This is a genomic window from Janthinobacterium sp. GW822-FHT07H10, assembly GCF_058798675.1.
This window is the reverse complement of record NZ_JBXAKS010000011.1, coordinates 1-18,870: the sequence shown is the minus strand read 5'-3', so window position 1 is coordinate 18,870 and position 18,870 is coordinate 1. Positions and strand designations below refer to the sequence as shown.

Below are 18,870 nucleotides of genomic sequence, written 5' to 3'. Positions count from 1 at the left end.
CATGCAGACACTGGATGAAAAGACTTTTCTCGCATCCCGCAGAGAATTGCTGTTGTCATACGCCATTTATGTTGAAAGCAAAACCAGCCAGGACGAGGGTTTCGACATGGTGCAGGCAGGTTTGCAACAGCCGGCGGAAGTACTGCAGAATATTCCCCCCGAAAATTTCATGACGGCGACGCGCGAGCGGGCCTGGGACGGCATCGACCAGCTCTCCCTCGCATACAGCGCCGGCCATGCCACGGCCGATCTGCGCGCGCTGTATCCCACGATACTGGAATACTGGGAAGCGTATGCCAAATATGACAAGGCTTTCGACGTGCAGGCAAGCGCCGCGGAACAGGGATTTCCCCACTTCGCCCTGCCCGACGTCGCGTACGAACAGGTCAACCGGATGATCTGCCTGGGCATACTCCTGGGTTGGGGCAATTTGCTACCCCGCCTGGCGCCAGTCATCGATTTCAACAACCATGAAAAAGATGGGCTGGTCGAACGCCTGCTGGCATTTTCCATCGCCGGCCGGGATACCGCCTGGCCGGAATGCACGCGCCACCTGCCCTACTTCAAGACGCTCAAGATATTCGCCGCAGAAAAAAATGATCGCCCGGCGTTGATGCAGGACTACCTGGACGAATGGTATTACGCCAGCCGTCGCGAGCCCTACTATGGCAGCCACGAGCGCGACACCTCCTTTTCAGGCTACTGGTCATGGGAAGCGGCGGCCATTACTTGCCTGCTCGATATCGACGACAGCAGCTATCGCGATGCCAAATTCTATCCGGCAGACCTGACGGCCTTCTTCCGGCAGGCACGCATGGACTATGCGCCGGCCGGCAGCGGCCCTGTGCCGGCAAACGAATTGCGCGCCAAGGCCGGCGATCCCTGTCCCAAGGCGGGAACGTGGGAATCGCTCGATATTCCCGCGCGCGCCATGTCGTACGAGCGGGAGCAGCCCATGCTCGACCTTGGTTCCGGATATGGATTGACCGTCTGGCGCTATCTGGAGAACTGAGCATGCCCGCCTTTACCGCTACTGGAAGCAGCAGGCAAAGCAAAACCGCCGTCATGGCGGCCATCGCCGGGGCTGGCTGCCTGTTCTTCGCCGTGGCGCCGCCTTCGCATGCCGCCGACACGCCCTTCCCGGGGATTTATTCCGTCATCGATCCCGTCACGGGCATGACCCGGGATGTGCTGAAGGTCGAACCGTTCATCCACGGCGAATTCAACGTCTTTCCCCGCTTCGCGGGGGAACGGGCGTGGGCCGGCGTCCTTTCCGCCAAGGTCATGGGCGCCAGGGATCGCTATCTGGAGCAAGCATTATTTCCCCAGGACAGCAAGGTGCACGCCCTGGCGATCGCCGACATCGGCTACCTCTACCACACGCCCGGCGACAGCTATTCGCGCGACGGCCGCTCGGAAACCGGCTACCTGAGCCATATCTTTGCCATCGGCATCCAGTCCATGCAGCGCCGGCCGCTGCTGGCAGGCCATGCCGAACGCGGCGAGCGCGGCCAGCACGACTACCGGCCCGGGGCCGATGAAGCGAAGATATCGGTCAGCACCTTGAACTACAGCGCGCGTCCCATCCAGGTCGGCGTCAGCGACGCCGGCAATCCCGCGAATGCCGTCGATACGGATCCGCTGAATCCCTACATGAGCAGCGCCGCCAATTGCTGTTTCTACCTGCCGGCCGCATCGCAGCAGCCCCTGCAGGTCAACATCGAATACCGCTGGCTGCCGGACGGCAAGCGGGAAACGCGCACGCTGGCGCTGCCGGCCGGCAATGCTACCGACGAGCTGCTGGTCGTCGTGCAAGCCGATGGCAAGCTGGCGCTGGAATTTCGCGCCCCGCACGAATCGCTGTCGATGACCTCGGATGGCAGCGTCAAGGCCGGCAATGGCAGGCCGTATCCGGCCCTGCCCGCTGCCGAGCACAAGGCCGTGCTGGCGGCGGAGCTGGCGCGTCAGCAACGTTTTCTCAAAGACATCAGCAAGAAACTGGAGAAACTGCCCTCGTCGACACCGCAGCAGCTCACACAGCGGGTGGCAGAACTGGTCGAAGAGCGGCAAGCCACCGTGACCTATCTGCAGGCGTTTTCCGCATGCAAAGCGGCCGTGCGCGAGTGCGACCAGCAAGCCACCGCGGCGTCCCGCGCCCGATAGCGGCAAGACAAGCCCGCTTGCCTGGCTGCTCAGGCGATGGCTTCTTCCGTCGCCTTGCCATTTCTCGAGATCAGCACGCTGTCATAGCCGCTGTACACCTTGCGGTAACGCAAATAGCCGGCCCGGCCGGACAGGCCATAGCTGGCCCAGCTTGAATCGAATGGTTCGCGTCCCTCCGTCTGCATGCGCGGAATCTTGCCCGTGCGATCAAACTCCTCGACAGCCTTGCGCTGCGCATCGTCCAGGCCATCCTTCATCGGCGTATAGGGCTGCAGGCCCGTTGTCGATTTCATGCCGTAGGCGCGCGCCATCATCTTTTGCCGTTCCTCGTGGGCCAGTGCTCCGCTGACATTCAGTTGCTGCACCCTTTTTCGCTTCGCGCTCCAGGATTGCAACTTCTCGATCAAATCCCCTTCATTGTCAGGATTTCCGGGAATTAACTTAAACCAGGCACGCGAGTCGTGCACGTAATTGTCAAAAAAATGGAGCGTCTCGGCGCCAGGCTGCGGCGCGCTGCCCCACCAGGTCGCGATCTCTTCCCATTCATTGTCGTGGTCATTGTCAAAACCCGGCTCCTGCGCCTTGGCTCTGTAGCCTTTGCCCTTCTCTGCCAGCCAGGTCTCGAACGCCCGAATTTCCTGTTCAAATTCCTGGTTGGCGCTTTGCAGATCGTTCTTGTCGAAGTTCGAGGCGCGGCCAAAGCTGGCCGTCGATTCCAGCGGGGTTTTGCTGGTCGGTCGTCGCGACCTGTGCCACAAGATATGATTCTTGCCCTGTTCGCGCATGATGGCAGTCAAGGTGCCCGTCTTCACCTTGCACGTGGCCAGGTAAGCGTTCAGCGCCGTGATCGTCTCCGGCGCAACCTTGAAACGCTCCTTGGCCACGGCGCTGGCGAATTCCAGCTTCAGGGGCACGCCTGCCAGCCTGGCCGCCCGGTACATATAGATCAGCGGAATGCGCGACAGCATGTCGGCCCCCATCTTGTCCAGACCACGGCCCTGCTCGCCCGGCATGTAGCCGCAACCGAGGTCGGAGTGCACGCCAGGGACGACCACCTCATCGCAATTCGGCGGCAACGCCTGCTTGACGGAAATCGAATCGAGCGGAAAGCTGCGCCGCAATTCATGCGCGGCGACCAGGTGCAGGCATGGGATACCCGGGGGGATGCGCAAGCTGTCATCGGTATCGGCCCAGCCGCCATGGCCATCGAACATCTTGCCCAGCAGGCTATTACCCAGGGTATTGCCCAGGCCGACGGATGCCACCGTATCGAACAGGCCGAGGAAATTGAATGCCACCTCGAAACCACCGAGCGTCATCACGCCCGCTTTTTTACACAGATGGGCATCGAGCGTGCACATCGACATGAGCCAGTTGACAAAGGCGCGCGCCTGGGTGGCACCGCGCGAAAAACCAAAAATGGAAATGAAGATTTTCTTCACCGTCGCCGGGTCTTTTTGCCTGACATTGCCATATTTATCCGGCATGTGCACGGCGATTGCCGCATGCAGGCGCTTCAGGATTTTTTCAAATTCGAGACGCGTCTTTTCATTCTGCTCGTCATTCGGCATCTCGCGTTCAAACCGCTGGCGCGGTTTCATCAGGCGCCGCCGTGCCCTGTCGAGCACGATTCTATTCAGGATCGACTTTGTTTCATCGGGCGATAACAGGGGTTTCTTCAAAAAATAGCGGTGTATATTATTAATCGCCTGCAGCAGCGCCCACAGAATGCGCGCTTCACCGCCATAACCGGCAGCCGCGCCCCGCGTCAGTTGCAAGCCCTTGCCGCTGTCGCCGATCTGCTCGAACGGCGACGCCACGCCAGGAATATACACCTTGAAGAAATGCGAATACGCTGCCTTTTCGTGTACCCAATCGGTGGCATCGGGCAGCACCGTCGGCGTGCTCAGGCCTGGAAAACAGTCATACAGGCGGGCGACGTTCGAGTGATTCTTCCCGGCGTCGGCCTGGATATAATTATTTTTCGTGCCGTCAAAGAAAAAACCCAAAAAGAGATTGGTTTTGCAGGTTGCGCAGGGAGGCTTGACGACAGACTTCTCGATCTCCTCCGCTGTCTTGCGTATTTTTCTCGATTCAATAGCAGAAAACAAGGTATCGAAATCGGCAGCCTTGGAAAACTCCGCGGGGACGGGCTCGATCAATCTGAAACTCATGGACGCTCCTTTTTTAACTGTTCCAATTTGCTTCGGCTGCCAGCCAGCAAACGGGCATAGTCCGCGCGCAAATACGCGTGAAAGCGCGTATCGTCAGGTCCCGTATAGTCGCTGAACGCTTTCGGGTCTGATTTCCGCTCAGACTCCCACACTTCCCTGGCATGTTTGAGCGGCGCCAGGCGCATCTGTTCAAGCAGCTTTTCCCACAATTCGACGCCGCCCTCTTCATGCTGAATGTAGGCATCCCATTTCTCTCGCCGATATTCCAGCGACGGCAGCGGCCAGCCCTTGACCTTCCCCGGCCAGCTGGCGTGATCGGGCTGGTAGTCGCTGGAAATGATCGCCAGCTTTCCATCGGCGCCGCGCAGCACCCACAGCTCGCCCGGCTTGCCGTCGGCATACGCGGGAACTTCGAGCACCTGCGTCTGCTTCACTTCCGGCAGGCTGCCATCAGCCTTCCGGGGCAGCCAGTAGGTGGCGTCCACCTGCACCTGAATGCCGGGTCGCCAGCGCCGGGGCAAGTCGTAGCAGCACATCGTGCCGCCGGCGGCATACGGGTCGATCGTTTCGCCGCCGCCCGCATTGTCCTTGTTGGCGGGATCGACGATGGCGTAACGAAAGACTTCTCCGCTGTAATTGACGCCGTGTATGCTGACCGGCACGTTCTTGTCGGCGCAAGCGCTCAGCATGGGCAGCAACAGCACGCCCATTGCCAACGCGCGCCAGCCCGCGCCGGCGGCTGTTCGAACGATCATCATGCGTCCCCCTGCGCTTGCAGGCTGGTTTCAGGCGGCCGCGCGGCATCGGGCGCTGCGCCACTCTGCAGCCAACGCTCGCACCAGTCGGCCTTTTCATAGTAATCGAGCGGCTCGCCCTGGATGGCGGCCAGGGCTTGCGCCACGCCGCGGTAGGCGCCATGGCGGTCATGGCTGTGGTCGTGCCCGCGCTCATGCAGCATGGCGAGGATTTCATCGGCTTCGCTGTCGCCGATCAGGCTGGCAAACTGCTGCTCGCTCAGCGCCACGGGCCGCTCCGCCAGCGCACTGTCCAGCCCAGGTACCGGCAACTGCCGCCAGTTGCCGTCGCGGGCGATATAGGACCAGCTGACGGCGGGCCCAGCCAGCTGCGCCTGCTGCACCGGTGTCAGCGCGGCATAGATGGCCGGCAGCCGGCGCGTGTCGGGGAAACGGAAATTGAAGCGCTGGCCTTCGCCTTCGATGACGCACCAGGCCGCCAGCCTTTCGGCCAGTGCCGCCTGGCTTTCCCGCGTGGCGATGGCGCTCAGCATGGGCCAGCCGCTGCAGCGCTGCAGCCAGGACGCCTCGGCCATGCCCATGCCCGGGCCGGGATACGCCAGCAGCAGCGGCGATACGTCGCGCGTGGCGTCATTGCAGCCTGGCAAGCTTTCAAACAGCAGGGCCGGCGACAGCGTGGCCAGCTTGCGCTGCAGCCCCGGCAGGAAGACGCCGTCGAGCAAGAGATACAGCCGCGCGTTTGCCGGCGCCGCCTCGCGCGCCAAGGTGTCGCACTGCGCCAGCCAGCCATCCGTATAAGGGGCAATCAGCATCGTCTATCCTGCCATGGTGAAAGCGGAGCCGGCCATCAGGGACTTTTTCAGGCACTCCACGCATATGCTGCTGGGCAAACCGGGCATCGCATACGCCATGCTTTCCGGGCCGATAAAACTTTTCTTGCCGGCATGGATCGTGATCTTGCCCGGACACTGGATGGTGATGTTGCCGCCCTCGATAGTGATATTCGCCCCGCCCGCCGTCGACAAACGGATGCTTTTCGCCGCCGCCCAGTCGATGTGCGCCGTGGCGCTGATCACATTGACTTCGTCGCGCGCCTGCACCTTGAGCACGTCGGCCTGCGCCTGCAGGTCGATGGCTTGCTTGGCGGCGATCATCTGCAGGCCGATATTGTTCTCGCCCGCCTTGACGACGCCGCCCAGGGTGCCGATGGCCTGGCCGGCATGCACGCGCAGCTGGCCGCCGCCGACGAACTGCGTATCGAGTCCGCTCATCAGCGACACGGTTTCGCCGTTCGCCAACTGGATATCCTTGCCGGCCAGCACGCCAAGCCCGGCCCGGGCAGCGATGGCAATGATGGCGTCGCTGCTGTGCGGCAGCTTGTCGTCGCCGGGAGTCGTGGGCTTGGCGGCCGCGTCGCGCCTGGCGGCTGTCGTATTGTCCTGGCTGAGCATGCCCGACGCCGTCGTCAGGAATGCCTTCAGCGGCGCCGCCTTGTCGTCCAGCACGCTGGCATCCGCCTTGGCCGCGCCCAGATGGCCGGCCAGGGCCACGGTCTGGTGCGTGACGGCGGCGGCGCTGAACGTTTCGCCCAGCTTGGCCGCCTGCTTGAGCAATACCATGCCAGGCGCATTGTCGCCGGCCGGGTCGCGCGCCTGCACGTCATGGTTGACGAGGTAGCTGGAGACCAGCAAGCCCGCGCCCGCCCGCACGGCGCCATAGTGATCCGTGCGCAACTCGGCGCCCGTGCCGCGCAGGCTGCCCCGGTAATTGTCTGCCGCGTGGATCAGGTGGCCAAGATTGAGCTCGCTTGCGCCATGGCTGCTTTTGAGCTGGATGCGGCCCTGCTGGTCCGTATCGTCGAACAGCAGCTGGTTATAGCCGCTGGCGCCGAATTCCTTGCTGCGGATGCCCCATTGCGCCGTGCCGTTGCGGTGGCCCGCAGTGCCGCCCGCCGCGCCATGCCACAGCGGACTGTTGCCACCGGCCACGTTGCCCTGCGCCGATGGGGCGTGGTCGTGCGCCGCCTCGAACACGCCGGCGGCGCTCGCATTCGCGCTGGCGGCGCCGCCCGGCGTCGGCGCCAGGCCGCCCTCGCCCTGGCCGTTGTACAGCGCGCCGACGATGATGGGGCGGTCGATATCGTTTTCCAGGAATTGCACCAGCACTTCCTGGCCGATGCGCGGCAGGAACTGGCTGCCCATGCCGCCACCGGCCGAGCGCTGCGCCACGCGCACCCAGCAAGTCGCACTGCCGTCCTGCTGCCAGTGAAAGCGGATGCGCACCCGGCCCAGCCTGTCGCAGTAAATCTCGCTGGCGCCGCCGGCCGCATTGCCGCCATCGGCGCCCACCACGATCGCGCTCTGGCTGCCCAAGGCCGTGGGTTTCGGATGGTGGCGCACGTCGCCGCCGTCCTGTGCCGGGCGCCATGGCGTATCGGCCGAGATCGCTTCAATATGGTTGGCATAGCCGCTCTCGGCCGCCTGCGCGATCACCTGTCCGAAATGCGCGATGTCGCGCGGTGCCAACGCCTGGTCGGCCAGGCCTTCCTGCAGCAAGGCGGGAATGGGGCCGAACAGCTCAGCCAGCCCCTCGCGGGCCGGCGCCGGCAAATTATTGACGCCCACGCTGCACACGCGCAACACGACCAGCGCGGGCGCCGCGCCGCCCTCCTGCTGCAATGGACCTTGCGTCAGCGTAAAACGGGTGCCGGCGCGCAAGGTGCGCACGGTGGAGCGCGCCTCCCAGCGTTCGCTGCGCGCTTCGATGGCCTGCATCTGCAGCAAGGCATAGCGCGCGGCCTGGGCGGCATCGGCATAGAAATACTGGCCCGGCGCATCATAGCTTTCCAGCACCATGGCGTTCTTGCCACCGGGCGCCAGCCGCGTCGGCACGCTGGCGCTGACGGCTTTCTTGGCCTTGTAATCGTAGCTGAGGACGGTCGCGACCGACGTGCTCAGCGCCCGCCCACGGCTGATCGCCTGAACCGCATCGGCCTGTTCCATGGCCCGCGCGCCATGGAAACGCAAGCCGCCGCCGGCAGCGCTGCTGGCGTCTTCCGGCACGGCGCTCAGCGCGCTGCTGTCGGCGAACAGCACCAGGCAGTGGCCGCCATCCTGTTCTTCGAAACGCCATGCCAGTCCTTCTTCGGCCAGCAGGCGGCTGACGAAGGCCAGGTCCGATTCGCGGTACTGGCAGCAATAGCTGCGCGGCGACGCCTCCTGCATGAACGGCCCCGTGTCATCGCTCCAGCGCCAGACGGCCTGCGGCGCATAGGCGTCGAAGACGCTGTCGACGATCTCGATCACGCTCTTGTCTTGCCACACGCGGCTATTGCGCGCCTGGCTCAGCAGCCACAGCCATGGCGTCAGGCGCAGCCGGAAACGGGCCAGTCCCCCTTCGCTGCCCAGCATGGCCGCCTCGCTGACATGGCCGCTGAATGCGGCGCGGCTGCCGTCGGCGAGGCTGACCTGCAAGGTAGCAGGCTGGCCCAGCAGCGGCGCCAGCGCCAGATTGGCATTGGTGGACAGCACGATGATGTCGCGCGCGCCCACCCCGTGCAAGCGCTCGTCGGACGCAAACGCTTCCACCAGCAATGCGTCCCCCGCATCGCCGCCCTCGCCGCCCAGGACCAGCTCGTACAGCCGCGTCACGCTGCTGAAACCGGCCAGCGACGCGCCGACCTGCGCGGCCTGGTCGGCGCGCGCGCCGCTCATGCGCCGGCCCTCGCGGCGGACCTGGCCGCCTTGCATTGCGCATTGCCGGCGCCGCGGCCCTTGCAGACGCGTTCGCGGCAGGCGTCGGCGGCCGTCCGTTTCAACCTGGCGCATTGCTGAAGCTGGGATTGCAGGCTGGCGACGGGCGGTGCGGGAACAGGAGCAACTTGCGCGTGGGCCACGAGGGCCGCCAGCAAGGCGATGTCGCTTTCTTCCTCGCGGCTGGCAGCTGGCGCCGTCTCGGCCTTGGCGGCCGGCTTCTTCGCCGGCGGATGAGATGCTTTAGGGACACTCCTGGCTGGCGTTTTGGCCGGCCGCGCCGCAGGCGCCGAGGGCGTTTCCAGGGCTTTGCTCAACACATCGCCGGCAGGCGTGGCGGCGCTACGGGCGGGAGCGGCCGTCAGCATGTCATTCAGGCTTTGCCGCGGCGCCGGGTCGATGGCGGCCGGCACCTCGTCATGAATGCGGGCGACGGCGGGCGGCGCATCCGGGACAGTCGCGGCGGCGGCCGGCAAGGCCGCGACCACCGGCGCCTGTGCGTCCGCTCCCCGCTGCCCCAGCCAGACACCGGCCGCCAGCAGCAACAGGGCGGCAGCCGCCCCGGCCCCATAGCGTACCGCCAGCCGGCCACCCGTCGCGCCGCCTGCGACAGCCCCGCCCTTGCCGCCTTGCAGCGTGGTCAGGATACGGTTACGGTCGGCCTCGGCCTGCTGCGCTGGCGTCAATAGGCTGGGCCGGGCCGAGGCCCTGGGGCTGTCGTCGTGAGGTCGCAAAATGTGAGCTCCTGTAATATTTGCAAGACTTTACGCTATTCAACAAAATGATGACGCGTGCCATAAAATCAACAGTGCGCACCCCCGCACAATTGAAATGCACCGCCCGTTAATTAGCAGTTTTGTAAGATATACTCCCGAGCAATATCCGTGTCCATGCACCGGCATCGCGCCGCGGATAGCACAAACTCTGCAGCCAAACATTCTTTTGATTGAGGTGCGCGTGTTTCTACTCGCGGTAGCACTGTATTTCATACTGGCATGCCTGGTCAGCTGGCTGGCGCTGTTTCCGGCCGGGCGCGATTTCGTCATGCAAGCAATGTATGGCGCGGAGCAACGCCTTGCCGCGTACGTCAGCCGCTTCGCCAGACAGCGGCAGGCGGGCCTGGCCAGCGTGCGCCAGGGCGGGACGGCGGCGCTCGGCCACACGGCGGCCTTCCTGCGGCGCCACTACCTGCTGTGCCTGGCGGGCATGGCGGTGATCAGCCTGCCGACGGCACTAGTCCTCATGACGGACAGCAAGCGCATGCTGGGCGCCTACGACGTCTCCACGCGTGAAATGAATGCCCAGGTCGCCAGCCTGCTGCAGGGCGAGCAACTGGTGCCGCCCGTCGACCTCCCGCCGCTCGTGTTTGCCACCGAAGAAGTGCGGCTGGAGCGGCCCTTGCTGATATCTGCCAGCCGCAACTGGACACTGTTGAATACGGAATACGCGCAACGTTTATTGCTTGTCTTTAAAATAATGAAGGAAAAGCATGGCTACGACATGGCGCTGCTGGAGGGCTATCGCAGTCCGGAGCGGCAAAACACCCTGGCGGCCATGGGGCCCAGCGTAAGCAACGCGGCCGCCTTCCAGAGCTGGCACCAGTATGGCCTGGCCGCCGATAGCGCATTTTTGCGCGACGGCAAGCTGGTCATCTCGGAAAAGGATGCGTGGGCCATGCGCGGCTATCAGTTGTATGGCGAAGTGGCCGAATCGGTCGGCATGACGTGGGGCGGTCGCTGGAAAATGATGGATTTCGGACATACCGAGCTGCGTTTGCCCGGTGTGATGAAAAAAGCTGACAGGAGCGCATATGGCGGGTCCGGTAATCAGATTGGGCGATAAAACCTCGCACGGCGGCACCGTGCTCGAAGCGTCGACCGTGAGCGACAGCGGCGGCATCGGCATCGCGCGCGTGGGCGACAAGGTTGCCTGTCCCCTGCCGGGCCACGGCGTCTGTCCCATCGTCAGCGGCGACCCGAGCCTGGTCGTCGATGGCCGGCCGGTGGCCCGCCATGGCGACAAGACCAGCTGCGGCGCGGTGCTGATCGCCAGCCAGCAAGCGACCACGGACCAGGCATGAGCGCGCGCCGGCACGAGGAACAGCGCTGATGCGCGCGTGGCTGCGGCGCTGCCTGCTGGTGCTGGCCGTGTTCGCGCTGTGCTGGGGCGGCGCCATCTGGTACTGGCGCGCCGGCACGCGCGTGCCGACGGCGGGCGACCTGGCCGGCGCCATGCTGTTGCTGCCGCTGTCGCTGTTGCTGGCCTTCTGGCTGGGCAAAAAGCTGCTGGCCAGGCTGGCGGCCAGGCCCGCCATGGCGGCGGCCGTCGCGGCGACGCCACCGGCCGACGCCGCGCCCACGGCAGCGCCGCCGGCGCCGCTGCATATCGTCGCGGCCGCCCTGCGCATGCCGGGCGGCGCCACGCCCGAGGAACTGACTACGGCCATGCAAGCGAGGCAGGCCCGTCCCGCGCTCGACCCGGACCTGCTCGATGAAAACGGCTACCCTTTGCTGTGTGGAAAAGTGGCCGGGGTACAGGAAGACACGCAGCAGCAAACCCTGGCCGCCTGGCTGCGCCAGCATCCGCAGCCAGGATTGGATGCAGAACGCTTCCCCTTCAATCCCGAGGATGTGCGCGCGCTGGCCCTGGGCGGCGAAGTGCTGGCCGACCTGATGTACGCAGCCATGCGGCATCCGCTGCTGCCCGCATGGTTGATGGCGCCCGCCTCGGCCCGCGCGGCCATGGCGCTGCCCACGCTGCAACTGCACCTGCTGCTGCCGGCGGCGTGGAGCCCCGCCCAGTCGCAGGCGGGCAGCGCCTGGCTGCACCGGCTGCTGCTGGAGCAGGGCTGGCCGCCCGAAAAGCTGGCCTTGCCGACGCTGTCCGCCACACCGCAACCGGCGCCGTTCGCGCTGCTCGCACAGATTGCCGCGCGCGCGGCGCAGGACGGGCAACCTGTCCTGGCCATCGTACTGGCCTGCAACTCCTACATCGGCGAGATGAGCGTGCACGACTGGGCCAGCAGGGAGCAGCTGTTCAGCGCCGGGCAGGCCGACGGACAGATACCAGGGGAAGGCGCGGCCGGCCTGCTATTGGCGAACTCGGCCGAAGCGGCGCTGCTGGAAGCGCCGGCGTCCGTACTGCTGCACCGCGGAGCCGCGCAGGCGCGCGACAGCGCCGCCGGGCCACGCAAGCAGGGCGAGCCGGGCTTGCTGGCAAGCCTCGCCACGCAGGCGCTGGCCAGCGCCGCCGTGGCCAGCGCCGACATCACGCTGGTAAGCGCCGATACGGACCAGCGCGCCGGCCGCATGCTCGAACTGATGAATTGCACCAGCGCCCTGCTGCCTGAACTCGATCTCGGCACCCAGGTGTTGAGCGTCGGCGCGGCGTGCGGCCATGCCGGTCCCGTCGCCGCCCTGGCGGCGCTGGCACTGGCGCAGCACGCGGCGGCCAGCGGCGGCCAGGTCTTATGCCTCAGCAACCTCGATCCACTGCACTACGGCGCCATCGTCGTCGGCCCGCCCGCCGGCAACGGCGACGCCGCCGGCTGACGCTGACACCTTCCACCCACGCACATTAACGGCTTGCTCACTACACTATGATGCAACGATTTTGGCACCTCCTCACTACCCGCTTCAGCCTGCTCATCCTGGGCGGCGTGGCTTTTGTCCTGCTGCTCCTGGTGTGCACCGTCATCTTCGAATGGCCTTACCTGCCCGTGCTGGCGGTCCTGGCCGCGGCGGCGCTGCTGGTCGCCATCGCGTGGTGGTGGCGCCAGCGGCGGCGGCGGCGCGACGGCGCCAGCTTCAGCAACATGCTGGAACAGCAGGCGGCCGGCGCCGCGCCGAAGGCGGGAGCGGTGCAGCGCGAGGAAACCGAAGCCATCCGCAAACGCATGCTCGAAGCGATCGGCACCATCAAGACCTCCAGGCTGGGCCAGCTGTCGGGCGACGCGGCCCTGTATGAATTGCCCTGGTATATGATCATCGGCAACCCCGCCGCCGGCAAAAGCACGGCCATCGCCAATTCCGGCCTGCAATTCCCCTTTGTCGACAGCAAGATCGTGCAAGGCCTGGGCGGCACCCGCAATTGCGACTGGTTCTTCACCACCGACGGCATCCTGCTCGACACGGCAGGCCGCTACTCCGTCAACGACGAAGACCGCGCCGAATGGTTCGGCTTTCTCGGCCTGCTGAAAAAGCACCGCAAGCGGGCGCCCATCAACGGCATCATCATCGCCGTCAGCATCGCCGAACTGACGGGCAGCCGGCCCGAATTCGCCATCGAACTGGCGAAGAACCTGCGCCAGCGCGTGCAGGAACTGACGGAAAAGCTGGAAGTCCACGCCCCCGTGTACGTGGTATTCACCAAGGCCGACCTGATCACGGGCTTCACCGAATTTTTCCAGGATGCCGAACGCAGCGAGCGCGACAAGGTCTGGGGCGCCACCCTGCCCTACAGCGTGAGCAGTTCGAAACAGGACGTGCTGGAACAGTTCGACCAGCGCTTCGACGAACTGTACGATGGTTTGAAGGACCTCAGCCTGGCCAGCATGGCCCTGCTGGGCCGCGAGCGCATGCCGCCCGGCGTGTTTACGTTTCCGCTGGAATTCAGCTCGATCAAGGGGCCGCTGCGCACCTTCATCGCCACCCTGTTCGAGGAAAACCCGTTCCAGTTCAAGCCCGTGTTCCGTGGCTTCTATTTCACCAGCGCCTTGCAGGAAGGCGTGTCGGTCTCGGCCTCGTCGGAACGGGTGGCGCAGCGCTTCGACCTCAAGCTGCAGCCGCAGGAACAGGCGGCGGTACAGGACCAGCACGGCTACTTCCTGCTCAACCTGTTCCGCAAGGTCATCTTCGCCGACAAGGACCTGGTGGCCCAGTACGCCAGCCCGCGCAAGACCCGGCTGCGCTACGCCACCTTCTTTGCCGCCATCGCGCTGGCCGGCCTGGCGCTGGGCGGCTGGAGCTGGTCCTACCTGGCCAACCGCCAGCTGGCGGCCAATGTGCAGGCCGACCTGGACCAAGCCATCAAGGTGCAGGACAAGCGCCTGGACCTGCATTCGCGCTTCGAGGCGCTGGAAATCCTGCAGGACCGCATCGAACAGCTGGAAGCGTACCGCAGCAAGCGCCCGCTGGCCCTCAGCCTGGGCCTGTACCAGGGCGACTTCCTGGAGCGCAAGCTGCGCGAAGAATATTTTTCCGGCGTGCGCGAAGTCATGCTCAAGCCGGTGACGCAATCGCTGGAAGCGTTCTTGTCGGAAGTCAATGCGGGCGCCGGCCGCCTGCAGCCGATGGCCGGCACGCCGCCAGCGGCCGCCGTGCCGGCAGCAACGGCCACTGTCGCCGTCGCCCCGGCTGCGGCTGCCCCGGCGGCGCCTTCCGCCACACCTGCCGTCCAGCAATTCAAAGATGCCGCGCCGGCGAACGTGGAAGACGCCTACAACGGCTTGAAGACGTATCTGATGCTGAGCGACAAGTCGCGTGCCGAGGCCAGCCACCTGAACGACCAGCTGACCCGTTACTGGCGCGGCTGGCTCGACGCCAACCGGGGCAGCATGCCGCGCGAACAGATGATACGCAGCGCCGAGCGCATGATCTCGTTCTACCTGACGCAGATCAATGATCCGTCGTGGCCGCAGATCGACAGCAAGCTGGCCCTCGTCGACCAGTCGCGCGACAGCCTGCGCCGCGTCGTGCGCGGCATGCCGGCGCGCGACCGCGTGTATGCCGACGTCAAGGCGCGCGCCGCCACGCGCTTCCCGTCGATGACGGTGGCCCGCATCGTTGGCGAGCAGGACAAGGAACTGGTGCTGGGCAGCTACGCCATCCCCGGCACGTTTACCCGTGACGCTTGGGAGAAATACATCCAGCAAGCGTTCCAGGAAGCGGCCAACCGCGAATTGCAAAGCGCCGACTGGGTATTGAAAACGGCGTCGAAGGACGACCTGACCCTGGAAGGCAGCCCCGAGCAGATCCAGAAAGCCCTCGTCGAACTGTACAAGAACGACTATGCGAAGGAATGGCAGAAATTCCTCCAGGGCGTCAGCATCCGCGAATTGAACGGCTTCGACAACGCGGCGCAAGCCATGAACCGCCTCGGCGACCCGCAATCGTCGCCCATCAACAAGCTGATCGAGACGGTGTACCAGGAAACCTCGTGGGACAATCCTTCGCTGCTGGGCCAGGGCTTGCAGCGGGCGCAGCGCGGGGTGATGGACTGGTTCAAGGAAACGGTGCTGCGCCAGAAACCGGCCGTGGCCGGCGGCCAGGCCGGCAGCGCCCTGCCGATGGGACCCGTCGGCCGCGAATTTTCCGGCGTGGCCCGCCTGGTCGTCGCCCGGGACAAGGATGCCTCGCCGATGCGCGGCTACCTGGCCACGCTGTCCAAGCTGCGCGTGCGCCTCAACCAGATCAAGAACCAGGGCGACACGGGGCCCGGCGCCAAGCAGCTGATGCAGCAAACGCTGGACGGCAGCGGTTCGGAACTGGCCGATACCCTGAAATATGTCGACGAACAGATGCTGACGGGCATGAGCGATCCGCAAAAGCAGGCCATCCGGCCGCTGCTGGTGCGCCCGCTGATGCAAACCTTCGCCGTCATCGTCAAGCCCACCGAAACGGAAATCAACAAGGTCTGGCTGGCGCAGGTGCTCGAACCGTTCCAGAAAACGCTGGCGGCGAAATACCCGTTCGCGCCCGATTCCCGCACCGAGGCGAGCAACGCCGACATCGGCCAGGTCTTCGGCCCGGAAGGCGCCATCGCCAAGTTCTTCAATACCGCCATCGGGCCGCTGGTGGTGCGCCGCGGCGACAGCATCAGCGCCAGGACGTGGGCATCGATGGGCATCAGCCTGGCGCCGCCCGTGGTGGCCAGCCTGCCGGGCTGGATCGCACCGCTCAGCGCGAACGGCGTGGCGACGGCGGCCGGCGCCGCCGAAGCGCAGACGCGCTTCGACTTGCAGGCGCTGAGCGCGCCCGGCGCCAGCGAATACACGATCGAGATCGATGGCCAGGCGCTGCGCTGGCGCGGCCAGCCGCAGCCGTGGATACACATGGTCTGGCCCAACCCGCAAGGCGTGCCCGGTTCGCGCATCAGCGCCATCACGCCGGAAGGGCGCAACGTGGTGCTGCTGAATGAGCCCGGCCATTTCGGCCTGAAGAAAATGATCGATTCGGCCAAGCGCACGCGCAAGGAAGGCGGCGTATTCGAACTGAGCTGGGAAAACAGCGGCGTCACCGTGACGGCCAACCTGAAGATCGTCACCACGCCGGCACCGGCGGCGGCCCCCGCCGGCGGCCAGGGTTTCCGCGGCCTGAAGCTGCCGGAAACGGTGGTCAACAGCGTCCCCGACACGGGCGCCGCACTGGCCGGGAACACGCCATGAGCCGCCCGACACCCACCGCGATCGGCTATTTCGGCAAGATCCCCAGCCGTGGCGACTTCGTCAAGAGCGGCGACAATCCCGCGCTGCTGAAGATGCTCGACGACTGGCTCGCCAACGCCATGGACCTGATGAGCGCCGACGCGCGCTGGAAGCTCACGTATGACGCGCTGGCGCCGCTGCATTTCGCCTTCATCGGCCCGCGCCGCGGACGCGCCATCGCCGGCCACATCGCCGCCAGCAGCGACGCCTCGTCGCGCCGCTTTCCCTTCCTGATGATGAGCGCGATGGAAGTGGGCAACCCGGCCGGCTTCGTGCCCACCAGCCCGCTGGTGCTGTCGCGCCTGTGGAACCGGCTCGATGCGCTCAGCGGCGGCCTGCGCGGCGCCGAAGCGGCTGCCGCGCTGCAGGCGGCAGCCAGCGCCAGCATCGAGCTGGACTTGCGCAGCAGCGCCTATGACGCCGCCTTCGACGACTTCCTCGACCTGCAGACGGTCGGCGCCCTCGACGCGCTGCTGGCGCCGACGGGCTTTGGCGGCTCGGTGCGGCAAGTGCTGCTGGCATTGGGCATGCTGCTGCAGCCCGTCATGGCCAGCAGTTCCAGCCGGCTGGAAAAAAGCCTGGAACTGCCGCTGCCGGACGACCCGCTGTACCGCAACCTGGTGGCGGCGTTCTGGATGCACCTGATCGCGCCCTTCCTGGCGCGCGCCGACTTCGAACTGGCGCTGTTCCTCACCCGCATCCGCGGCCGCCACGCGCTGGTGCTGGGCTTTTGCGGCGCCTCGGCACAGACGCTGCACGCCATCATGGAGCCGCAGGCGGCGCTGGAGCACCACATCGCCTTCGACGACCTGGCCTGGGTCGAGGAACACGTGGGCGCCGACTACGCCATCAAGAAGGTTTCAACCTACCTCGCGCAGGCGAACCTGTCACTCAAATCGGCGCACGACTCGTTTCGCGCCGCCTTCATCGGGACCTGATCATGCGCCAATTCCGGATTGCCCTCCTCGCCTGCCTGGCGCTTGCCGCGTCCGGCGCCCGCGCCCAGGCGGCGGCCGCCCCTGCCGCCATGCCCGCGATACCGGCGGCCGCCACGCCGCAGCCTGGCCAGGTGCTGGCCAGCGGCACGGTGCCCGACGAGGCGTCCAAGGCCGCCGTGCTGGCCCGCCTGCGCGACCTGTATGGCGCCGACAAGGTGGTCGACCAGATCGCCGTCGGCCAGGTCGCGCTGCCGGCCAACTGGAACGCCTACGTGCAAAAACTGCTGACGCCCGACCTGAAGCAGATCCGCCGTGGCCAGCTGACGATCGACGGCAGCGTCGTCAGCGTGCGCGGCGAAGTGGCCAACGAGGCGCAGCGACAAAAGATCGCCAGCGATATCGCCACCAGCCTCAATCCCACCTACACCGTCAACAATGGCTTGCGCGTCTCCGCGGCGGACCAGAATATCCTCGACAGCACGCTGGCCAACCGCACCATCGAGTTCGAAAGCGGCAAGACCACGCTGACGCCGTCCGGCCGCGCCATCCTCGACGAAATGGGCGCGGCGCTGCAAAAGCTGGCGGGACGCAAGGTCGACATCATCGGCCACACGGACAACCAGGGGCTGCGCGCCAGCAATCAGCACCTGAGCCAGGCGCGCGCCGAGGCGGTCAAGGCCTATCTGGCGGCCAAGGGCATCGATGGCGACTTGCTGAGTGCCTCGGGCCAGGGGCCGGACCGGCCCATCGCCAGCAACGACAGCATCGACGGCCGCGCGCGCAACCGCCGCATCGAATTTCGCATGGTCCAGTAAGACCTGGCCGCCACACCCGCCAAGCCATCCGCCACCATTTTCGGGAATACCATGATTTCAGCCGACCAGCTTCTCCTTCCCATCAGCGCCGTACAACCGTGCGGCATCGACCTCTCCTTTTCCGCCGACCTCGATGCGATCAGCCAGGCGCGCAAGTTCGACGATCCCTCGCTCGACCAGGGCGAATGGGTCACCGACCTGAAGGAAGCCGACTGGGATTTCGTGCAGCGCCGCTGCGCCGCGCTGCTGGCCGAAAAAAGCAAGGACTTGCGGCTGGCCGCCTGGCTGGCCGAAGCGAGCGCCAGGCAAGACCATTTGCAGGGGCTGGGCCAGGGCTACCGGCTGCTGGCCGGCCTGTGCCGGCAATACTGGGACCTGGGCCTGTATCCGCAAGCCGATGACGGCGACCACGAGCAGCGCATCGGCAACCTGAGCTGGATTCTCGCGCGCACGCCCGCCCTGGTGCGCGCCATGGCCTTGACGGACAGGCAGTCCGGCGGCTGGTCGAGCATCGACTTCGACGCGGCGCGCAAGCGGGCCGCCAGCAACCAGGATGGCGTCAACGGCGTGAAACTGGCGGACATGGAGGCTGCGCGGCGCAACAATTCGGCGCAGTTCCGCGCCGCCTTCGCCGCCGACGCCCAGTTCTGCCTGGACGCGCTGGCGGAACTCGAGCAGGCCGCCGATGCGCGCCTGGGCCGGGACAGTCCCGGCTTTTCGCTGGCGCGCGAAGCGCTGCAAGCCATGCAGCGCGCGCTGCCCCCGGCCGCCGTCGCTGCCCCGGGCGCGGCAGCGGCCGTGCCCCCTGCCGGCGTCCCGGCGCCTGGCGCCGGCATGCCGGCGCTGCTAC

The 18,870-nt window shown here is 65.9% G+C and carries 14 protein-coding genes; 9 read left to right on the top strand and 5 right to left on the bottom strand.

Annotated elements, in window-relative coordinates; all coding sequences use genetic code 11:
* Position 1 precedes the first annotated feature (1 nt).
* Positions 2-1,012 carry a PoNe immunity protein domain-containing protein gene (locus AC1RDJ_RS21900; protein ID WP_493028683.1) on the top strand — a complete coding sequence of 337 codons (1,011 nt, stop codon included), beginning with the start codon at positions 2-4 and terminating at the stop codon, positions 1,010-1,012.
* A 2-nt stretch (positions 1,013-1,014) separates the two neighbouring features.
* A complete protein-coding gene (locus AC1RDJ_RS21895) occupies positions 1,015-2,163 on the top strand; it encodes a hypothetical protein (protein WP_493028682.1) in 1,149 nt (382 codons plus the stop codon).
* A 29-nt stretch (positions 2,164-2,192) separates the two neighbouring features.
* Here the strand turns inward: AC1RDJ_RS21895 and AC1RDJ_RS21890 are convergent, their stop codons facing one another.
* The 5 genes from AC1RDJ_RS21890 to AC1RDJ_RS21870 are packed head-to-tail and all read right to left on the bottom strand — an operon-like array spanning position 2,193 to position 9,578.
* On the bottom strand, positions 2,193-4,337 hold the full coding sequence (locus AC1RDJ_RS21890; protein WP_493028681.1) for a T6SS phospholipase effector Tle1-like catalytic domain-containing protein: 2,145 nt from the start codon (positions 4,335-4,337) through the stop codon (positions 2,193-2,195).
* On the bottom strand, positions 4,334-5,041 hold the full coding sequence (locus AC1RDJ_RS21885) for a DUF3304 domain-containing protein (protein WP_493028680.1): 708 nt from the start codon (positions 5,039-5,041) through the stop codon (positions 4,334-4,336). The genes AC1RDJ_RS21890 and AC1RDJ_RS21885 overlap by 4 nt, the downstream gene beginning before the upstream one ends.
* Positions 5,042-5,091: 50 nt before the next feature.
* Positions 5,092-5,904 carry a DUF4123 domain-containing protein gene (locus AC1RDJ_RS21880; protein ID WP_493028679.1) on the bottom strand — a complete coding sequence of 271 codons (813 nt, stop codon included), beginning with the start codon at positions 5,902-5,904 and terminating at the stop codon, positions 5,092-5,094.
* A gap of 3 nt (positions 5,905-5,907) precedes the next feature.
* Complete coding sequence (locus AC1RDJ_RS21875; protein WP_493028678.1) at positions 5,908-8,805, bottom strand: type VI secretion system Vgr family protein; 2,898 nt, start codon at positions 8,803-8,805, stop codon at positions 5,908-5,910.
* Entirely contained in the window at positions 8,802-9,578 is a 777-nt protein-coding gene (locus AC1RDJ_RS21870) for a hypothetical protein (protein ID WP_493028677.1), read from the bottom strand. Before AC1RDJ_RS21870 ends, AC1RDJ_RS21875 begins: the two co-directional genes overlap by 4 nt.
* A 223-nt stretch (positions 9,579-9,801) precedes the next feature.
* Here AC1RDJ_RS21870 and AC1RDJ_RS21865 point away from each other — a divergent pair, with 223 nt between their 5' ends.
* The 7 genes from AC1RDJ_RS21865 to tssA all read left to right on the top strand — a co-directional run.
* Complete coding sequence (locus AC1RDJ_RS21865) at positions 9,802-10,686, top strand: M15 family metallopeptidase (protein WP_493028676.1); 885 nt, start codon at positions 9,802-9,804, stop codon at positions 10,684-10,686.
* Positions 10,655-10,924 (top strand): PAAR domain-containing protein, encoded by a 270-nt coding sequence (locus tag AC1RDJ_RS21860; RefSeq protein ID WP_071324359.1) that lies wholly within the window; start codon positions 10,655-10,657, stop codon positions 10,922-10,924. Before AC1RDJ_RS21865 ends, AC1RDJ_RS21860 begins: the two co-directional genes overlap by 32 nt.
* Positions 10,925-10,952: 28 nt before the next feature.
* A complete protein-coding gene (locus AC1RDJ_RS21855) occupies positions 10,953-12,395 on the top strand; it encodes a hypothetical protein (protein WP_493028675.1) in 1,443 nt (480 codons plus the stop codon).
* 50 nt (positions 12,396-12,445) lie between these two features.
* Positions 12,446-16,228, top strand: a complete 3,783-nt coding sequence (gene tssM, locus AC1RDJ_RS21850; RefSeq protein ID WP_493028783.1) for a type VI secretion system membrane subunit TssM — start codon at positions 12,446-12,448, stop codon at positions 16,226-16,228.
* Positions 16,225-17,205 carry a type VI secretion system-associated protein TagF gene (tagF, locus tag AC1RDJ_RS21845; protein ID WP_071324361.1) on the top strand — a complete coding sequence of 327 codons (981 nt, stop codon included), beginning with the start codon at positions 16,225-16,227 and terminating at the stop codon, positions 17,203-17,205. Before tssM ends, tagF begins: the two co-directional genes overlap by 4 nt.
* A 2-nt stretch (positions 17,206-17,207) precedes the next feature.
* The gene (locus tag AC1RDJ_RS21840; RefSeq protein ID WP_493028674.1) at positions 17,208-18,020 is read left to right on the top strand and encodes an OmpA family protein; all 813 of its coding nucleotides are present in this window, start codon (positions 17,208-17,210) and stop codon (positions 18,018-18,020) included.
* Positions 18,021-18,071: 51 nt separating this feature from the next.
* Positions 18,072-18,870 (top strand): type VI secretion system protein TssA (gene tssA / locus AC1RDJ_RS21835; RefSeq protein ID WP_493028673.1); only part of this gene is annotated, 799 nt, incomplete at its 3' end.

Bases quoted from the DNA above. Each gene is read 5' to 3' on its own strand.
- AC1RDJ_RS21895 (WP_493028682.1), top strand. From the start codon at position 1,015: ATGCCCGCCTTTACCGCTACTGGAAGCAGCAGGCAAAGCAAAACCGCC.
- tssM (WP_493028783.1), top strand. From the start codon at position 12,446: ATGCAACGATTTTGGCACCTCCTCACTACCCGCTTCAGCCTGCTCATC.
- AC1RDJ_RS21890 (WP_493028681.1), bottom strand. From the start codon at position 4,337: ATGAGTTTCAGATTGATCGAGCCCGTCCCCGCGGAGTTTTCCAAGGCT.
- tagF (WP_071324361.1), top strand. From the start codon at position 16,225: ATGAGCCGCCCGACACCCACCGCGATCGGCTATTTCGGCAAGATCCCC.
- AC1RDJ_RS21855 (WP_493028675.1), top strand. From the start codon at position 10,953: ATGCGCGCGTGGCTGCGGCGCTGCCTGCTGGTGCTGGCCGTGTTCGCG.
- AC1RDJ_RS21860 (WP_071324359.1), top strand. From the start codon at position 10,655: ATGGCGGGTCCGGTAATCAGATTGGGCGATAAAACCTCGCACGGCGGC.
- AC1RDJ_RS21900 (WP_493028683.1), top strand. From the start codon at position 2: ATGCAGACACTGGATGAAAAGACTTTTCTCGCATCCCGCAGAGAATTG.
- AC1RDJ_RS21875 (WP_493028678.1), bottom strand. From the start codon at position 8,805: ATGAGCGGCGCGCGCGCCGACCAGGCCGCGCAGGTCGGCGCGTCGCTG.
- AC1RDJ_RS21880 (WP_493028679.1), bottom strand. From the start codon at position 5,904: ATGCTGATTGCCCCTTATACGGATGGCTGGCTGGCGCAGTGCGACACC.
- AC1RDJ_RS21840 (WP_493028674.1), top strand. From the start codon at position 17,208: ATGCGCCAATTCCGGATTGCCCTCCTCGCCTGCCTGGCGCTTGCCGCG.